Source organism: Nitrincola tibetensis (genome assembly GCF_003284585.1).
GTDB lineage: Bacteria > Pseudomonadota > Gammaproteobacteria > Pseudomonadales > Balneatricaceae > Nitrincola > Nitrincola tibetensis.
Genome location: NZ_QKRX01000014.1, coordinates 1 through 16,765 on the forward strand (window position 1 = coordinate 1; position 16,765 = coordinate 16,765).

Annotated in this window: 17 protein-coding genes, 1 tRNA gene and 1 pseudogene; 12 read left to right on the forward strand and 7 right to left on the reverse strand. The window is 43.8% G+C overall.

All coding sequences use genetic code 11. The features are described 5' to 3' along the window. Positions 1-1,434 precede the first annotated feature (1,434 nt). The 4 genes from DN062_RS15280 to DN062_RS15295 all read left to right on the forward strand — a co-directional run bounded on the left by DN062_RS15280 (position 1,435) and on the right by DN062_RS15295 (position 4,526). Positions 1,435-2,232 (forward strand): IS91 family transposase, encoded by a 798-nt coding sequence (locus DN062_RS15280; RefSeq protein WP_420811679.1) that lies wholly within the window; start codon positions 1,435-1,437, stop codon positions 2,230-2,232. A 312-nt stretch (positions 2,233-2,544) separates the two neighbouring features. Then, positions 2,545-3,411, forward strand: coding sequence for a TIR domain-containing protein (locus DN062_RS18555; protein WP_156460563.1), 867 nt, complete (start codon positions 2,545-2,547; stop codon positions 3,409-3,411). A gap of 102 nt (positions 3,412-3,513) precedes the next feature. Beyond that, on the forward strand, positions 3,514-4,125 hold the full coding sequence (locus tag DN062_RS15290; protein ID WP_112160176.1) for a toll-Interleukin receptor: 612 nt from the start codon (positions 3,514-3,516) through the stop codon (positions 4,123-4,125). Then, positions 4,122-4,526: a hypothetical protein gene (locus DN062_RS15295; RefSeq protein ID WP_112160177.1), complete on the forward strand. Its 405-nt coding sequence runs from the start codon at positions 4,122-4,124 to the stop codon at positions 4,524-4,526. The genes DN062_RS15290 and DN062_RS15295 overlap by 4 nt, the downstream gene beginning before the upstream one ends. Before the next feature lie 74 nt (positions 4,527-4,600). On the opposite strand, the gene DN062_RS15300 is transcribed toward DN062_RS15295, so the two are convergent. The 4 genes from DN062_RS15300 to DN062_RS15320 all read right to left on the reverse strand — a co-directional run bounded on the left by DN062_RS15300 (position 4,601) and on the right by DN062_RS15320 (position 8,758). Beyond that, positions 4,601-4,858, reverse strand: a complete 258-nt coding sequence (locus DN062_RS15300; RefSeq protein ID WP_112160178.1) for a hypothetical protein — start codon at positions 4,856-4,858, stop codon at positions 4,601-4,603. Positions 4,859-5,229: 371 nt separating this feature from the next. Continuing rightward, complete coding sequence (locus tag DN062_RS15305) at positions 5,230-6,429, reverse strand: AAA family ATPase (protein WP_112160179.1); 1,200 nt, start codon at positions 6,427-6,429, stop codon at positions 5,230-5,232. A 254-nt stretch (positions 6,430-6,683) separates the two neighbouring features. After that, positions 6,684-6,911 (reverse strand): helix-turn-helix transcriptional regulator, encoded by a 228-nt coding sequence (locus DN062_RS15310; protein ID WP_112160180.1) that lies wholly within the window; start codon positions 6,909-6,911, stop codon positions 6,684-6,686. Positions 6,912-7,885: 974 nt separating this feature from the next. Beyond that, complete coding sequence (locus DN062_RS15320; RefSeq protein ID WP_112160182.1) at positions 7,886-8,758, reverse strand: IS630 family transposase; 873 nt, start codon at positions 8,756-8,758, stop codon at positions 7,886-7,888. Between the two features lie 53 nt (positions 8,759-8,811). Here DN062_RS15320 and DN062_RS15325 point away from each other — a divergent pair. After that, a pseudogene (locus DN062_RS15325) lies at positions 8,812-9,129 on the forward strand (IS66 family transposase); the annotation flags it as partial. A gap of 673 nt (positions 9,130-9,802) precedes the next feature. Beyond that, positions 9,803-10,006, forward strand: a complete 204-nt coding sequence (locus DN062_RS15330; RefSeq protein ID WP_112160184.1) for a hypothetical protein — start codon at positions 9,803-9,805, stop codon at positions 10,004-10,006. Between the two features lie 97 nt (positions 10,007-10,103). On the opposite strand, the gene DN062_RS15335 is transcribed toward DN062_RS15330, so the two are convergent. Then, positions 10,104-10,180, reverse strand: a tRNA-Pro gene (locus DN062_RS15335). A gap of 140 nt (positions 10,181-10,320) precedes the next feature. After that, positions 10,321-11,502 (reverse strand): benzoate/H(+) symporter BenE family transporter, encoded by a 1,182-nt coding sequence (locus DN062_RS15340; RefSeq protein WP_239995811.1) that lies wholly within the window; start codon positions 11,500-11,502, stop codon positions 10,321-10,323. 130 nt (positions 11,503-11,632) lie between these two features. Between DN062_RS15340 and DN062_RS15345 the strand changes: the two genes are divergently transcribed. Genes DN062_RS15345 through cobB form a run of 3 tightly spaced genes read left to right on the forward strand, consistent with a single transcriptional unit; the run spans position 11,633 to position 13,198 of the window. Next, entirely contained in the window at positions 11,633-12,205 is a 573-nt protein-coding gene (locus DN062_RS15345) for a helix-turn-helix domain-containing protein (RefSeq protein ID WP_112160185.1), read from the forward strand. Between the two features lie 10 nt (positions 12,206-12,215). After that, on the forward strand, positions 12,216-12,491 hold the full coding sequence (locus DN062_RS15350) for an acylphosphatase (RefSeq protein WP_112160186.1): 276 nt from the start codon (positions 12,216-12,218) through the stop codon (positions 12,489-12,491). Further along, the gene (gene cobB, locus DN062_RS15355) at positions 12,491-13,198 is read left to right on the forward strand and encodes a Sir2 family NAD+-dependent deacetylase (protein WP_112160187.1); all 708 of its coding nucleotides are present in this window, start codon (positions 12,491-12,493) and stop codon (positions 13,196-13,198) included. The genes DN062_RS15350 and cobB overlap by 1 nt, the downstream gene beginning before the upstream one ends. A gap of 55 nt (positions 13,199-13,253) precedes the next feature. On the opposite strand, the gene DN062_RS15360 is transcribed toward cobB, so the two are convergent. Then, a complete protein-coding gene (locus DN062_RS15360) occupies positions 13,254-13,883 on the reverse strand; it encodes a YbhB/YbcL family Raf kinase inhibitor-like protein (RefSeq protein ID WP_112160188.1) in 630 nt (209 codons plus the stop codon). A gap of 339 nt (positions 13,884-14,222) precedes the next feature. Here DN062_RS15360 and DN062_RS15365 point away from each other — a divergent pair, with 339 nt between their 5' ends. Genes DN062_RS15365 through DN062_RS15375 form a run of 3 tightly spaced genes read left to right on the forward strand, consistent with a single transcriptional unit; the run spans position 14,223 to position 16,737 of the window. Further along, a complete protein-coding gene (locus DN062_RS15365) occupies positions 14,223-14,747 on the forward strand; it encodes a dimethylamine monooxygenase subunit DmmA family protein (protein ID WP_112160189.1) in 525 nt (174 codons plus the stop codon). Beyond that, positions 14,744-15,691: a PDR/VanB family oxidoreductase gene (locus tag DN062_RS15370; protein WP_205126752.1), complete on the forward strand. Its 948-nt coding sequence runs from the start codon at positions 14,744-14,746 to the stop codon at positions 15,689-15,691. Before DN062_RS15365 ends, DN062_RS15370 begins: the two co-directional genes overlap by 4 nt. An 11-nt stretch (positions 15,692-15,702) precedes the next feature. Then, positions 15,703-16,737, forward strand: a complete 1,035-nt coding sequence (locus DN062_RS15375; protein ID WP_112160190.1) for a heme-dependent oxidative N-demethylase family protein — start codon at positions 15,703-15,705, stop codon at positions 16,735-16,737. The last annotated feature ends 28 nt before the right edge of the window (positions 16,738-16,765 follow it).

Consider the following 16,765-nt stretch of genomic DNA (forward strand, 5'->3'; position numbering starts at 1 on the left):
CATACAGGTCAGGATAAGGCCATACTGGCGAAGCGCAAAGAGCGGATTGAAGCAGCGAAAGCGGCCAACCCAGATCGGTGGGGAAACCGCGAAGTACGAAACTGCACACCAGTGGGACCGATAACACTGAATCCAGAAAAACAGCCGACTAAACAAGTAGAAAAACGAGCCGCTTAAAACGGCTAATGGTGACAACTAGCTTGAAAAACGCCGCGCATTCGACACTATGGATTCTTATCGAATGCGATTAAGCGCCGATGTATGTTACTGATTCGACGGCAGCTGTGACAGGGGCTGAAGGTTGAGAGTGATCAGGAGGCTCAAGTCGTCAGTTCAACCCCTGCTCACTGTCCATCATGTGGTCATGAGCCAGTGACCTGTTTAGGTGAGTGTTCGATTGAATTGATGACATTACACAACGAAGTGCTTCTGGTGCTGCTGAACAGTAGCTAGTTCTCGCACAGTGGTATTGTCATGCAAAATTATATCAGGTCGGCTCTGAGGGTAGTGTGTTGCCAAACAACAGAAATATGGCTATAAAGGTTCAATAAAGCCACAAAGTCCATAAGCTTCAAGGGATTGAGATCGAGTTACACGACAGTGCTGGTTCGAATGAAAGGCACTAACGCCATGGAACCCCCACCGATCACAAAAAGCAAATTCCCTAGATTAAGTACTGAGCGGCGTTCAACAGGCGGTTATAGCTGCTGCAGCGCCGCCATAAAACTGATTATTTGTTTTGTTTGTTATGAGAATTGAGTTATGAGCAAGATCAAGAGTCCTCAGGAGAAAAAAGAACTCAGCTATTCAAGGGATCGCCGAAATTGCTACGGTGAGAGCGATAAAGGAAGCAGGAAGACTATTAAAAAGAAAAAACGGTCCAGCGAGCATGCTCAGAGGTCTAAATTGCAGAAATTGAAATCACTAGGTGGATCTGCCATCAACGAAGATTTGGCTATAGTGGCGGAGAGTGAATTCATAAATTCCACCAAATCCTCTAGACTTCGGGGTTTCAGGAAGTATCCTGACCAGTCACTAAAGGATCACGTCAATGTTCAGGCTACAAAGCGGATTATTCGGCATGGCCGTAAGAAAAACTCATAACAAGATTGTAAACCGCTCCGCATTTCAGTCCGGTTACAACGGCGTTGAACTAAGCCGCTTCGCGGAGCTTGGCTGCATCCCGTAGTTTTCTGTCCACACTCAAGTCTCCTTTAATCATTAGGAGGTTTAAGCCATATCACCACTTCGTCAACACGTCATCGACAAGATGGCTCTCCAAGGTTTCACCAAAAGTACTTGTCGAGTGTATTTATACCAGCTCACGGAGTTGGCTAGAAAATTTTATCGCTCAACTGATGAGCTTACGGAACGCTATCGGCCAGTAGATGTGTTGTTCTATGGTCTAGATAAGCATCTTACCTATGATCCCAAATACTTAAGTCATGTTGGAAGACGCTTCATGTGATGGGGCAGCGCAAACTGCATGGGCAACTTGGAATGACGGCCGTTCTTCATAAATGGGGACAGAAACTAACGCGCCATGTGCATTTGCACTGTTTAATACCTGCAGGTGTCATTACGTCCTCACAGTCATGGATAGATCGAAACAAAGGATACTTATTGCCAGTAAAAGCGCTCTCTAAACGGTTTAGAGGGTTGCTGGTGAGCGCACTTCGAGAGACGAAAGTGAATGGCGGTTTCTCATCGATTTGCACTGACGATTTTGATCGAGTGTTGAGGCAACTGATGAACAAGCCTTGGTGCGTTTATAGCAAGGCTGCGATTCAGTATCGAGAAACCTTGGTGAATTATCTTGCACGTTATAGCCATCGCATAGGCTTGAGTAATCATCGATTACTGGAGAGCCCACCGAATCGGGTGACGCTTGCGTATCATGATTATCGTGCTGCTAGAAACGGCAAGTTACACCTAACGCCAGAGGAGTTGGTTCGGCGCTTTTTACTGCATGTTTTACCGAAAGGGTTCATGCGCATTCGACTCTATGGATTCTTATCGAATGCAATTAAGCGACGATGTTTGTTACTGATTCGAGAGCAACTGGGGCAGGAGCTAAAGGTTGAGAGTGATCAGGTAGAGCAAGTAGTCAGTTCAAGCCATGCCCATTGTCCATCATGTGGTCATGAGCCAGTGACCTGTTTAGGTGAGTATTCGAGTGAATCGATGACATTGCACAACGAAGCCTCTCTGGCGTTGTTGAACAGTAGTTAGTTCACGCACAGTGGCATTATCATGGAAAATTTTATCAGGTCGGCCCTGAGGGTTCTGTGTTGCCAAACAACAGAAATATGGCTATAAATGTTCATTAAAGCCACAAAGTAAATAAGCTTTAAGGGATTGAGATCGAGTTAAGCGACAGTGCTGGTTCGAATGAAAGGCACTAACGCCATGGAACCCCCACCGATCATAAAAAGCAAATTCCCTAGATTAAGTGCTGAGCGGCGTTCAACAGTCGGTTATAGCTGCGGTAGCGCCGCTGTATAACCGCTTATTTGTTAGATTTTTTCAGGAGAGCAAACTCTTATGTACAACCTTTTGGTGACAGCGCACGACGGCGCCTGGGATTTGCCAGCTTATGAGTTTACTAGAGACCGTTTTCTTGAGCACACTAACGATAAAGAGAGAACGCTTTTTAAGTCTCTTACCGCTGAACACATTGAGCTCTTGAAGTCATTTCCTTGCTTGTTTGCGTACGAAGGAAAGAGCGAGCCGGTTAGAGTTGGCTACATTCGCTCCCTCAAGGAACGGAGCCGCTCCATTATGATCGAATACGAGTTTGAGCGGGACATTCACCCAATTCCATTCTCTGAGATATCACCAATTGGCAGACTTCTTGATATCGGCGAGTGGGAAATGAACAGAACCCACTGGGCTGTAAAGGATGAGGACCTATTCAGCCGTCTATATGCAGCAGGATTGATTGATCAGAAGTTCATTAATCCAGTTGGACGTACTGGCAAGCTGGAAGAGCTTAGGTTTAAGGTCGCATTCTCATTCCCCGGCGAAGTTCGTGAATGCGTTCTGTCCATAGTTAATCGGTTGAAAAGCTCTTTACCCACGGGTTCTATTTTCTACGATGACGATTTTACAGCACAGCTAGCGCGCCCAAATCTGGACAGCTTACTGCAAACCGTATACCTCAAAAACTCTGACTTAATCGTCGTATTCTTATCGGGCGATTACGAAAGGAAAATGTGGTGTGGTATCGAATGGCGGGCAATCAGAGGAATCATCAATAATAAAAGCGATCATGCCATCATGTTCGTTAGGTCTGATGATGCAGAAATACCCGGGATATTCGAACATGATGGTTACATTGATCTGAACAGGTTCAACCCGGAGCAAGTTGCTGATTTCATATTGGTTCGGGTACGTCTGAATGAGCAGTAATAAATCTAACCAGTGCAGGCACGGTGACGTCCTTTACATTGCGCCTTCGGCTCCATTCCAAGGGCGCACGTGCTGCAAGCGTTATGCCTAAAGGAGAAATCAGTGGCACTTTTTACAGAGAGTGAAGTCCGCGCTAGAGCAAGGCAAGCAGTAAGTGCTGACCAAACCATAAGAAAATCTTATTACGCGCGCGACGCAAAACAAATCATTACAGAATCAATGGAGTCATACTCAGAAACAAAAACATATGACATTTTCCTTTCTCACAGCATAAAAGATGCCGAGATCATACTTGGAATTAAGGGCATATGTGAGGATTTAGGTTATACCGTTTATGTGGACTGGATAGATGATCGGCAACTTGATCGCTCAAAAGTGACGCCTATTACAGCCGACACCTTACGAAATAGAATGAAAAGCTCAAAATCTTTATTTTATGTAACTACGGAGAACTCAGAAAACTCAAAATGGATGCCATGGGAGTGTGGCTTTTTTGACGGCCTGAAGGAAAAGGTATCCATTGTTCCTGTCAAAGCCACTTCAACAAGTACCTACAATGGCCAAGAATACCTTGGGTTATACCCATATTGCGTAAAAGAAAAGAGCAATACGGGAAAGGATGTGCTCTGGATCCATAAAGACAGGGATACATATACATCTTACGGCCACTGGGTATCGCGGAAAAACTCCGAAATAGAGTGGAAAAAATCATGAATATTGAGGAAAAAATTGCCCACCTTGGCTTTATACAAAATGTTATTTCTAGAATGGGCGGCAACTCTTTCTTGCTAAAGGGTTGGAGCATAACCCTTGTTGCTGCAATATTTGTCTTATCCTCAAAGGATGCAGATAGTAGGTTTTTAATTATCGCCTACTTTCCCGTCATTGTGTTTTGGGCCCTTGACGCATACTTTCTTCGCCAAGAAAAACTTTATCGAGAACTATATAGTGAAGTTGCAAATGATAAATCAAAGAACAGAAATTTCTGTATGAACACCATTGCTTTTGAGGAAAAGGTTGAATCAATTATTTCAGTCGCACTATCCAAGACATTATTACTGTTTCATGGAACAGTAATATCAATAATTTTGTTCGCCATGTTTTTTCTAACGTAATCGGCATAACAACTGGTTCAAATCGTTCGCTGGGCTCACTGGGACGGGCTAAAGCCCGCCCCTTAACCAAACGTTCAGGCTGTAGAAAAACCTATCCATCTATGCTTTGATAAGTAAGCGCCGCGATCTGAATCATCTATTAGCGCTTCAATTGCATCCTGCTGAAAACTGTCGAGTTCACAATCTGCTCGTAAATAAAAGTGATGTTCGCTGAACAAAGCCATACCGAAGCCTTCACGCTGAGCAGATATAAACTCACCAAAATCAAGGGTAAAAGCTGCGGGTAGCGGTAAGGCCTCAGGCATATGCTGGTAGGCGTGGGTGATCACCATACCGCTGCCTTTGGCACGGGTGACTATTTCATTAGTATAGAAGTTACGAAACTGGGTTACCGACGCGGCAAATACACGTCATCTTCCACTGCATCCGCGCTCGTGGAGGCCATTCCCGTATAAGCCGTGATCCTAAACGACTGCCCGACTACCTGGGGCACATCCTTGAAGCCATCGAGAGCATTCACTCCTATGTGGAATCGTCTGGAAGACGATTCAGGGCAACTTGCCTTACCTGTTCGCAGGTTTCTGCCACTTGATTAGCCTTTAGATCAAGGCCCTAAATTGATAACAAGGGATTTGGTAGAAGTATGAAGTGGCACTTGAATTAACATGCCACATTTGACTACGATTTTATTCATTACGCCTACTTAAGGGATATAAACGTAATCTTCCTTGAGTTTTATTGTATTGTTTTCTGAAAGTCTTAATTTGGCTCTACTAAAAGCTTTAGTTTTAGATGAAGATTGAATTCCCGATTTAACCATTTCTATAGTTTTCTTTTTCCATTCCTCAATGTAGGTCATAGGTACTTCTTTACCCGAAATGGTCTCTGTCTGAATGCAGTGATGCTCTAAACAATATTTCAATTTTTCTAATGCCATTTCATCGGAAATGGAAGCTTTACACTTTTTGGAGATCGAAGTTTTACAATTTTTGGAGATGGAAGTTTTACAATTCACATCTGCACTCTGAAAATCAGTTCTTCTTAAAACTGCGCTTGTAACTTCTGATCCATCATCGTTTTGCCAACCAGAGCTTTTTGGAAACTCTACAGGATCTAGAACAAAATTTAGTGTGTTGCAACGAATAGAGTCTCTGTCTTTGCCATAGGTTACACTAATTAACCCATTATTTGATTTTTGAATAATTATTTCATGATCAACCCCTGCTTTTAGTGCAGAAGTACCTCTTGCACGATCTCCCTTATGTCCGCAATGATGAATTAAAAGTACAGTGGAATTAAAGTAATTTTTTAAAAGCTCGCACTTCACCATGAATTGAGTCATTTGTGAAGAGCTATTTTCTTCCAATCCTAAAGATGCGCGAGATAAAGTGTCAATTACTATTAATTCTGGTTTAGTCTGCATTTTTTCAATATCTGCAATTAACTCTTTAAAATCTGTGTTTGCAAATTCAATAGCGCGATTAGTTACTAAGAGTTGATAGTCTTTAGGGTTTAGATTCTTAGACTGAAACCATGCTTTTGCACGCATTTCCAAACTAGTCAGCCCTTCGCATGCAACATATACAACAGGCCCTTGATTAACAGCATGTGAATGCCAATCAAGACCTGTTGCAATAGATAAGCTCATATCTAACGCCATAAATGATTTTCCACTTTCACTAGCTCCTAACATCATAATTAGTTTTTTATGCTGCATTATGTCTCTGATATTCCAAACTACAGTTCTTCTGCTTTGAATTTCTTGACAAATATCGTAAAGCACTCTATAGTCAGTGTCATTAGCTACTGGCTTAGATAAATCAACTTGATTAGGCTGAAAGTTACTAAGTTTATTGAGTCCCATGATGTTGTTTTCTTCATTTGTTTTTTTATAGATGCTCATAATTCTTCCTTAATATTCTTTTTAAAGAGTAATTTATTAAATTTAGTAATAAAAAGACACATCTGTTCTATTAGTATTTTGATAAACTAATTCCCTTAAACAAAATAGACTATCTTCCAGGCAAGATGCATCACCTCTTTCTTAGTCATGTGCCTTTGTGTATTTTTGATGTTAATTTTTTATATGTGAAATATAGCTTGCTTCCATTAAAAGTTTTTCATTAATTAATCATACGTGTTTCTGAGCAGCGATTTTTATGTTGTTCTACTCTCACTGATACGTTGCTCTATCCACTCATTAATCTCCTCTAAAATCCAGGCAACCCTTGTGCCTTTAGAATTAAGTTTTATTGGCTGAGGAAAACGATTAGCCGAAATTTCACGATAGATTGTTGACCGAGCCAGCCCAGTCATAGCTTCAACTTGTTTTCGTTTAATAAATTTTGGTGTGAATTGTTCCTTAAGGGAGTCTTGTAAAAGCATTTTCTTAGCCTCCTCAGGCATGGTAGAAATTATTTTATGATCTTAATATCAACAGTCTTAAAATTTTAAGATATTAAAGCATTTTTTCTTTGTACTACTTTATGATGTAGCTTTAAGCTCTAATTCGATTAGAAATTTTTAGCTCATCAACTTGAATTTAGATTTTTATATATTCATTGAATCTCCTTAGATCAAGAAAAAATTAGTTACATTAGCTTTCTATACTAGAGTAGAGTGCTTAGTTAAGGTTAACTAATGATCACGAAATTAGACCAAAAAGCACAACTCTTAAGCATGATTTATCAAAGTCGGTTTAGTTTTTAGCATCTTCATATCTACCCATATACAGTAATTTTTTTGATTTTGTAGACACAGAATAGCACTATTTTTTTTAAAAAAAAGCACTTTTTTTGAAAAAAATTCAAAAAAATCATGATGTTATAGTTGGACATTGTTTTTTTGGAAATAAAAGAAATTGTTCGTCTAAAACATTAAGTTGCTATTGGTGTTTGGTTTGAACAATAGAGTTATAAATTTTGGTTTTTATCATTTTTTTTTGAAGTTTATAAGCTTTTTCATCGTATTTTTTTGTTTTATAAAATATCAAAAATATCAAAAATATCAAAAATATCAAAAATATCAATTATTTATAGATGGGCTGCATTCTTGAAGGTATAATTAACTTTCATGGTATATTTTTTGATTTGAATGTTCTAAACGGATTTAGATAACACGGAGTAAACGCCGTTTCGTTATATGTATGATACGTATTTAAGGTTAATAAAGTGTAAGTCGGCGGTAATTTAGATCGACTTTACAGCCTAAGGAATTTGGTCCCCATTAAAAAAATAGCTTCAACCCTGCTCAGGGCGTCGTTGAGGTGTCAAAATCTGTGAGCATGCTTCTTAAATGAGCCCGCTGTAAGAGGAACAGAGTCACTGCGCACAATTTATTTGAAGTCGCAGTTCAGGAACTCATCCGGGTTCAGGCCCTGTTGAGTGCGCTGGCAAAAAGAATACCTCTAGATAGCGCTTCGCCCTGCCACGTTTGAGCCAGCCTTTCACTAGGTTGGCATGATCCACCTGCAAATTGTCCAAGATGAGAAAGACTTTATTAGGTGTCGACTTAATCAATGCCTGCAAAAATTTATTCAACACCTTGGCTGTCATTGTTGATTTATAAAGCATGAAGCTCACAGTGCCTTGGTTGTTGGTCGCCGAGATCATGTTCAGTAATACTGACTTGGTTCGCAGTGGCTGTATTAGAGCTTCGCCAACAGGTACATACCTGCAGCCGTACCGAGTGAGATTATTAACACCGGTTTCGTTACCCCAGAAAATCTCGGCTGCTTCTGATGCTGCACGCGCTTTGATCTTAGGGTACTCTTCTTTTAACCATGCATTTATGCGAGAGGGGTTTTGTACCCAAGCATTTTTCAAAGGCTTTTCTGGCGTGAAGCCCCATCGCTTGAGGTAGTCCCCCATAGTGCGGACCGGAATGTCTATATCCCAAAGCTGCTTGATCAATTGAGCAATGGCTCGTCGAGTCCACAAAGCAGAGCTAAGCTTGAACTGGTCCGGTGTCTGCTTGAAAATGGCTTCTATGATGTGCAGTTCCTGTAATATCGTCAGTCTGCGTTGTTTCTTTTTGGGACCGCGCTTTTGAACAGCGATAGCAGTGAAACCACCTGTCTCGTAACGTTTATACCACCGTCCAACTGTATCAGAGTGAACATTGAGGAGTTGACCGATCTCGCGGAAGCTTTTGCCTTCATGTCGGAGCCGAATCGCTCTCTGCCTAAGTTGTTCTTGTTGCTCTGGGCTGAGCTTGCGTGCGTCTATATTCATGCAAGAATTATATAAAATCAAAATTAAAATGCCACTGGGGGGTATACTTCGAAGCCACCTTGACCACGCTAACTCAGCGTTTTATGGATCTATTATGTCCCATCGTAGAGGCTCAGTTGGTAAATATACTTTTCAGGAAAGTGTTAGCCATGGACGAAACGCCGATCAATGCGGGCAAGGCGAAAAAATGTAAACTCAAACAAGGCTGGTTCTGGCCACTCTATTGTGATCAGGATGAGGTTGTTTTTACCTTTTCGTCCAGTCGAGGACAGCAGCATATCGAAAACATAATGAAACATCAGCTCAATGGCACGCTAATTAGTGATGGTTATTATGTTTATGCTTCGTATGTGGCTAAGAATGAGGGAGTCATTTAGGCTCAGTTTTGGGACACGGCGACAGTTTCTTGAAGTAGACAAGGAAAAGCCTGGAGATCCTGTTGTTCAACCTTTTTTGGTGTGATAAATCGCATGTTAGTTCGACTCATGGCTTCGCAGATGGCAGTGTGCCACGAGAACAGGTTGCTGTTTAAGCGGCGACTTTGCGCGCTATGCAAAAAATGAGGGTAGGCCCCTCGAAGTCCCTTTACAGGAGGAGGCTTCAAACCAGCTTAAGCTGCGATGGTAAAGAGCCATGATGGTGAGCGTTAAGGAAAAGGCAAAGCTTGCTTTGTCAGGTGCGTGTTACGGGTACGAATTTGAATTAACCTTTGATGACGTGTCGAAAGCGTAAGAACGATGTCAAAACCGAGGGGGTGTTGTTAACTCGGGATAAGTCTGGAAGATACCTGTTTACTGTCTAGGCGGTATCCGGCATGAAGAAGGTGTGAACCTAACACAGGCTTTTACATGGAACGTGGGAACCTATCGCTTCGATGTAAAGAGAGAAGCTCAAGCAGAGACCCTGCAAGAGCCAGAGTAGCAATGCGAAGTATAGGGGCGGATGATCCCGTAGTAGTGATGAAGGTGCTGTAATGGTACTTGAGCGAAGGGGGTCAATTATCCTGTTGAATTTAAATATTAACCACGTAGGTGGGAGGAATGTTTGAAAGCAACAAAACCATTTAAAATTTCCAAAAGTGATGTCGTGAAGGCATGGGAATTGGTCAAGTTTAACAAGGGTGCCAGTGGTGCTGATGGCGAAACCATTGAACAGTTTAAGTCGAATCTTGGTAGCAACCCCCTGCAAGCTTTGGAATCGCATGTCAGACAGGGAAGGGGAATAGCGAAATTCTTGGTTAAATTATAGGAATTGTTAATTGGCAACCAAATGGCAACCAAAAAACAATATTTTAGTTTTGAAAGCAACTTAGATTTTGATAAACGATCTAAGTTGTTGAATTTATTGGTCGGGACGGCAGGATTTGAACCTGCGACCCCTTGCACCCCATGCAAGTGCGCTACCAGGCTGCGCTACGCCCCGACTCATTTCTCCATAAGGCGTTGCCTTCAAGAGGACGCAAATACTACATGAACGGATTTGCAGTGTGAAGCCCTTTTAACATTTTTTTCAACTCTTTGAGTTGCATAGTGAATTAAGCTTATCGTCTCAAGCTTATCGCCTTAAGCTTTAAATGCCCGCCAAGCCACATACCCTGCAATCAGTCCCCAAAAGGCACTGCCGACAGAGAAGAGCGTCATGCCCGATGCCGTTACTAAAAAAGTGATTAAAGCGGCTTCACGGTGTGATTGATCTTGTAGAGCTGTCGACAAACTATTGCCAATGGTTGAAAGCAACGCCAATCCTGCCAGCGCCAGTACCAATTCTTTAGGAAAGGAAGCCAATAACAGCGCCACCGATCCGGCTAAAAGGCCAGTCAGAAGATAAAAGAATCCTGCCGCTACAGCTGCTGTATAGCGTCGTTTTTTATCTGGATGCGCATCTTCACTCATGCAAATCGCTGCAGTAATGGCAGCAAGGTTCAGGGCATAAGCTCCGAAGGGGGCGAGGACTAAGGTGGTTAGGCCTGTCCAAGTAATCAAGGGTGATAAAGGGGGCTCGTAACCGGCGGCCCGGATGGTCGCAATTCCTGGCATATTTTGAGAGGCCATGGTGACGATAAACAAGGGAATCCCGACACTGATGAGAGCCGATAGCGAAAAACTAGGCATTGTGAAAACAGGTTGTGCGATTTGCCATTCCAGCTGATTGATCGTCATCAGACCTTGCGCCCAAGCCATGATCACACCGCCTGCCAACACCAACAAAATGGCATAGCGTGGTGCGTAACGTTTACCCACGAGATAGAGGGCGAGCATCAACATAACTAGGGCAAGTTCAGATTGTGCGGATTCGAAAATCGATAAACCAAACTGAAACAGAACACCAGCGAGCATCGCATTTGCCAGTGGAATTGGGAGGTATTGCATGATCTTGGCAAACCAGCCGGTGATGCCCGCCAGGGTGATTAAAATGGCACTAAACATAAAAGCAGCAATGGCTTCGGGTAGACTGACACCATTTAAACTCGTTACTAAAAGCGCAGCGCCAGGGGTCGACCAGGCCGTTAAGATCGGCGTTCTGTAATAGAGTGTCAGTCCTAGAGTCGAAATGCCCATGCCAATGCCGAGCGCAAAAAACCAGGAGGTCACCTCGGCCGTGCTGGCACCAGCGGAGGCGGCTGCTTGGAAAATAATGACCGCCGAACTGGTATAGCCCACTAAAATGGCAACAAAGCCTGAGGTCAGGGTCGATAACGAAAAATCTTTAAACAACTGCGGGGTTAGAAAATAGGGAACTTTCACGAGGGCACCTGTTTTTGAAGGACTAAAGGTCACTATGCCAAACGAATCTGCTATATTGTGCGCTATAACGCTCATACGGTGAGCATAGCACTGTGCGCTATAACGCACAATCGGGACGAGGTATTTTTTTATGTCAGAGCCTCCTGTGTTGCAGTTAGGTCAGCGTTTGCGACAACTTCGCCAAGAGCGGCAATGGAGTTTGGACGAGGCGGCCAAACAAACCACTGTTAGTAAGGCCATGTTGGGTCAAATTGAACGTGGGGAATCCAGCCCAACCTTATCGACACTCTGGAAGATAGCAACCGGATTCCACCTGTCTTTTACAGCCCTAGTGACGGATTTATCGGTTGCCTCTACTGAGCCAAATCCTCAGGCATCTAATCGCGTGGTCTCTGACGATAGGGGAATAGACGTGGTTACCTTGTTTCCTTATGATCCATTGGTTGGCTTTGAGGTCATGTATTTACGACTAGAGCCCGGCAGCCAAACCCAGTCTGATCCACACGAACAGGGCGTTTTAGAGCATTTAATTATCTTGGAAGGTGAGTTGGAGCTCTTTATTGATGGGGCGTGGATTCGGCTTAAACAAGGTGATAGGGTTAAGTTTGCAGGCGATCAGTTTCACGTGTATCGCAACACAGGCAAGACTCCTGTCGTGTTTTACGACATTATTCATTATGCAAAATCAAGTGATAAGTCTTAGAGGGTCGATTATGAGCAAACTGTGTTTACATTTAATCATCAGTGGCCGAGTACAAGGGGTGTGGTTTCGGCGTTTTACGCAGGAGCAGGCTCAACTCAATAATGTGACAGGGTGGGTGAAAAACTTGCCGGACGGGTCCGTTGAAGCCTTGCTCTGTGGTGATGAGCAAAATGTGCGTCATGTTGAAACCTGGTTGAGTAAAGGTCCAGAGTTGGCAAATGTCGCGGACATTCAAGCGCAGCAACAGGATATGGACGAGTCATTTAAAACTTTCGAGATACGTTAATGCAATATAGGAATATTGTGGTCTTGACTGGAGCGGGTATTTCCGCCGAGTCAGGCATTAAAACCTTCCGCGATTCGAATGGACTCTGGGAAGAGCATCGTGTTGAGGATGTGGCAACGCCAGAAGGTTTTGCACGAAATCCTGAGTTGGTTTATCAGTTTTATAACCTGCGTCGAGCGCAATTGAAGCAAAATGACATTAAACCGAATGCGGCGCATTTAGCGTTAGCTGAATTTGAGCAGCGCCACGTCAGCATGGGAGGCCGCTTTAAATTAATTACTCAAAATGTCGATAATTTGCATCAGCGAGCGGGGAGTTTAAATTTATTGACGCTGCATGGACAGTTGCAAAGTGTCTTGTGTTTAAAGTCGGGCAAAGCACAGACATGGACAAGTGATTTAACTGGCCAAGACCGCTGCTCATGCTGTCAGCCACCCAGTGCTATGCGACCTGATATCGTTTGGTTTGGTGAAGTGCCTTATGGCTTGGACGAGTGCTTTGAACGCGTAAGTGAATCGGATTTATTTATCTCGATTGGTACATCCGGTAAGGTCTATCCAGCCGCTGGCTTTATGTCTGTGGCAAAGATGGCCGGTGCTCATACGGTTGAGTTAAATATGGAGCAAACCAGCCATGCCTTTGATGAGGGTGTTTATGGTCCAGCTTCCAAAGTGGTTGTTGAGTATCTTAAATCCATTCGCATATGAGCTGTTCAGCGTAGTATGAGTTGCTAAAATAACAACTCATACTGCCGCCTAACAATTACGCTAAAACAGACGGGTTTAAGCTGTACGTACAGGTAATTGAGGCTGAGTCGATGATATGAGACTGAATCGCAGCTAACACATCAGCACCTTTTGCCGCACCCTTCAGGTTGATCGAGTCGCTATCCAATGCATAGACTGTGAATACATAATGGTGCATGCGTTCATCATTCCATGGAGGGCAGGGGCCATCGTAACCAAAATATTGACCTTCCATTTCCTCATCACCTGCAAACCAGGCTGTATAGTCATTCAAACCATGGAGCATGCCTTCGAGGGCATTTGGACCTGGTTTTCCACGAGGCGTAACTCCTTGGCAATGTGTACCTTCCTGTATTTCTGAGGTAGTGGCTGGAATATTCCAAAGTAACCAATGATAAAAATCAACGCGGGGTAAGTCCTTAGGCACCGTTTGACCTTCTTTGTTGACTTGGTCTCCTTGGCTAGGAACATCAATATCGTGACAGATAATCGCAAACGAGAGAGTGCCTTCAGGTGCATCGCTCCAAGCTAAATGCGGGTTTTCGTTATCGGATAGAGTGATTGGGCTATCTGAAGCAATCTTAGCAAACGCAAACTTCTCTGGAAGGGCATGACCATCTTGAAGGCTTAAACTCGTTAACTTCATGACGAACTCCTGATGTCTTGGTGTCAATTAGGATCAATATTTTTTGTACGCACGTTTATTAAATCTAGAGTGGAAAGATGTAAAGCCTACCTCAAGTGTGTGGCATTTATGAGCATTTATCACTCTCTATTTCACCCTTTGTGCCCTGCAATTGGGCAGAAATGATTTAAATTATTCCTATGAGGAATTTAAGATTACTGTTGTTGATATATAAATCAATAGCCTGCTTAGGTTGGCATGCTCTGTGCTTTCATTTTAAGAATAAAAAGTTCTTCATGGTAATTTTTACAGAAGTGCTTTTGTTTAACTTTGGTGAAAGCAAGTGGAGGATGTATACCCATGGAGACAGAGTGTCAGAACCGTCTACCGAGTCAGCCAATCTATGCGCAAAGCATACCACAGCTGGACGTACGCGTTTTAATTTCGATTATCCAAGATGCCGATCATCCCAAAGCGATTGAACTCGTATCGATGGTGAATGCCCTGCCATCATCCAGGGTGTTTACAAACGTCAAATGGGAAGCGGGTGTTATAGACCCTTCTTTGAAGGATGCCCTGCAAAAGACACCTGTGGGCTCGCACTTAGTCTTATGTGGGGATGAGCGCTTTATCTGGTCGTGTTGGTCTGTTGCGAATCAAGCGGGATGGTTAAACGACGAGATGACCTTGTTAAAAACTGAGCATGTCCGCAATCTTTACTGTGTGCACTGCGGTCAAATTCAACCCATTACCACTCAAGCGGAGGTGATTTGTCAGGCCTGCCAGGTCAAGCTCTTTGTTAGAGATCATTTTTCTCAACGTTTGGGGGCCTATATGGGAGTGTGTCTAGATGCGAATCAGCCATACGGAGGTGATGTTAAATGATGAGCTCAATGATTGAAGTTGAAGTCACGAAAGTAAAGCAGCTCACCGACGTTATTCGAGAATTTACCTTATCGCCTATGGAAGGGGCTTTGCCGGGATTTTCATCGGGAAGTCATATCCAACTTCACCTGCCGACGTCTCACCGAGTTTTGAAAAAGGCCTATTCATTATTAAGTGACCCTGCGGATACCTCTAGTTATCGAATTGCCGTTCGTTTGCAAGAACACTCCAAAGGTGGATCACGTTTTATGCATGAAGGGCTGTCGGAAGGGGACCATTTGCACATCACACCCCCTTCGAATTTGTTTGCACCGAATTCATCTGCGCGGCATCACCTTCTGATTGCAGGTGGTATAGGCATCACCCCCTTTCTCTCGTATCTTGCAGAATTTCAACGTCAATCCAAGTCGTATGAGTTGCACTACGCCTATCGTGGTGGCGTCACGGATGCCTATGTCACCGATCTTCGTCAAGCCTTCTCAGCCAAACTGCACACCTACGATTCAAACCTTCAACAACGCCTGGATTTAGATCAACTGCTGTCTAACCAATCCGTTGGAACGCACGTGTACGTTTGTGGGCCTGAGCGTTTACGCCATTCGGTGCAAGAGGCCGCGACTAAAAACGCTTGGTCACCGTCTCGAATTCATTGGGAAGCTTTTTCAGGCGCTGAGCCGGGTCAAGCGTTTCAGGTTGAGTTGGCACGCTTGAATAAAACCTTGGAGGTGAGTGCTGACGAAAGTTTGTTAGAGGCATTAGAAGCGTCTGGCGTTGAGATTCCAAATCTATGTCGGGGGGGCGTCTGCGGTCAATGTGCAACGACCTACCTAGAGGGGGATGTGGATCATCGTGATGCGTTTTTATCGCAAGCAGATCAGTCACAGCAATTGATGCCCTGCGTGTCGAGAGGCATGTGTGGCAGTCGAATTGTGTTAGATCTTTAGGAGAGAGCTTTATGTCTGTTATTTTTAATCCCATCGAAACCTACCGTGACGATTTCACCTTTCGTAACACATCGAAAGCGATTAAGCGTTTCCCTTTCCCGTTTCCTGAAGACCAGTATATGTACTCAGTTAATATTGAACCGGCCTTAAAAGGTGAGACTGGAAGTGTGTTTGAGCATTGGTTTGATATTGACGAGCATTATCGTTCCGAGGTGGCGGAGCGAGCAAAGGTCTTAGAGAAGGATCCCGATCGTTGTTTAGTCATGCCACACATGGAGCTTGCAGCTTGGGATAGCTTAGCCTTGCTGATGACGCATTTAGCAAGCGATTATCCAGAGTGGTTTGAGCTGCATCGATCGGGTGATCAATGGATCTGGGAGAATCATGCCTTGAACCTGCGGCAGGCATTTACCTATGGGGATGCCACGACCTTACCTTGCGAGCCCTTGGAGTATATCACGCGTCAAGTGCAGGGCGATTTTGCGATTCTTGACCAACGTGATAATAACCTATGGATGGATGCGGGGATGGTCACAGGTCCTGCCGATTGGTCGATAAAGTTTGATGCGGGCATGAATTTTACCCAGTGGCATGCACCGGTTCCCATGGCGCATAAAATGGGCGTGTTTGATCGCGCACTTAAATACCTGATGAATATTCAGGTTGACCGACCTGTTCGCCGCTTGAACTGGACAATGACGGTCAATCCACGTCTTGATACCTCGTCAGAAACCTATCACGAATGGGGGCATGAGCGCAGCTTAGTGACCTCTGAAAATATAGGTCAGATGGTTCACTTACGCGTTGAGTTACAGTTTTTGGCGCGCTTACCGCGCAGTCATGCCCTGATGTTCAGCATTCGAACCTATTTAATCCGTTTAGATGAGTTGGCAACACAGCCTGAGTGGGCGTGCCGCTTACACCGCGTGTTAAGAGATCTTCCAGATGAACTGGCCGATTACAAAGGGCTGAGTCAGTACCGAGCCTTGGTGGTCGATTGGCTTAAGTCCTACGATCCGGCTGAAAGTACCTGTTGTGCTGAATAAGCATTATTGCTTTAGCACGAAATCAAGA

What these genes read in the sequence shown, in the direction of transcription:
- DN062_RS18555 (WP_156460563.1), top strand. Translation starts at nt 2,545, where the DNA reads ATGTACAACCTTTTGGTGACAGCGCACGACGGCGCCTGGGATTTGCCA.
- DN062_RS15295 (WP_112160177.1), top strand. Translation starts at nt 4,122, where the DNA reads ATGAATATTGAGGAAAAAATTGCCCACCTTGGCTTTATACAAAATGTT.
- DN062_RS15300 (WP_112160178.1), bottom strand. Translation starts at nt 4,858, where the DNA reads ATGGTGATCACCCACGCCTACCAGCATATGCCTGAGGCCTTACCGCTA.
- DN062_RS15305 (WP_112160179.1), bottom strand. Translation starts at nt 6,429, where the DNA reads ATGAGCATCTATAAAAAAACAAATGAAGAAAACAACATCATGGGACTC.
- DN062_RS15310 (WP_112160180.1), bottom strand. Translation starts at nt 6,911, where the DNA reads ATGCTTTTACAAGACTCCCTTAAGGAACAATTCACACCAAAATTTATT.
- DN062_RS15320 (WP_112160182.1), bottom strand. Translation starts at nt 8,758, where the DNA reads ATGAATATAGACGCACGCAAGCTCAGCCCAGAGCAACAAGAACAACTT.
- DN062_RS15345 (WP_112160185.1), top strand. Translation starts at nt 11,633, where the DNA reads ATGTCAGAGCCTCCTGTGTTGCAGTTAGGTCAGCGTTTGCGACAACTT.
- DN062_RS15350 (WP_112160186.1), top strand. Translation starts at nt 12,216, where the DNA reads ATGAGCAAACTGTGTTTACATTTAATCATCAGTGGCCGAGTACAAGGG.
- cobB (WP_112160187.1), top strand. Translation starts at nt 12,491, where the DNA reads ATGCAATATAGGAATATTGTGGTCTTGACTGGAGCGGGTATTTCCGCC.
- DN062_RS15360 (WP_112160188.1), bottom strand. Translation starts at nt 13,883, where the DNA reads ATGAAGTTAACGAGTTTAAGCCTTCAAGATGGTCATGCCCTTCCAGAG.
- DN062_RS15365 (WP_112160189.1), top strand. Translation starts at nt 14,223, where the DNA reads ATGGAGACAGAGTGTCAGAACCGTCTACCGAGTCAGCCAATCTATGCG.
- DN062_RS15370 (WP_205126752.1), top strand. Translation starts at nt 14,744, where the DNA reads ATGATGAGCTCAATGATTGAAGTTGAAGTCACGAAAGTAAAGCAGCTC.
- DN062_RS15375 (WP_112160190.1), top strand. Translation starts at nt 15,703, where the DNA reads ATGTCTGTTATTTTTAATCCCATCGAAACCTACCGTGACGATTTCACC.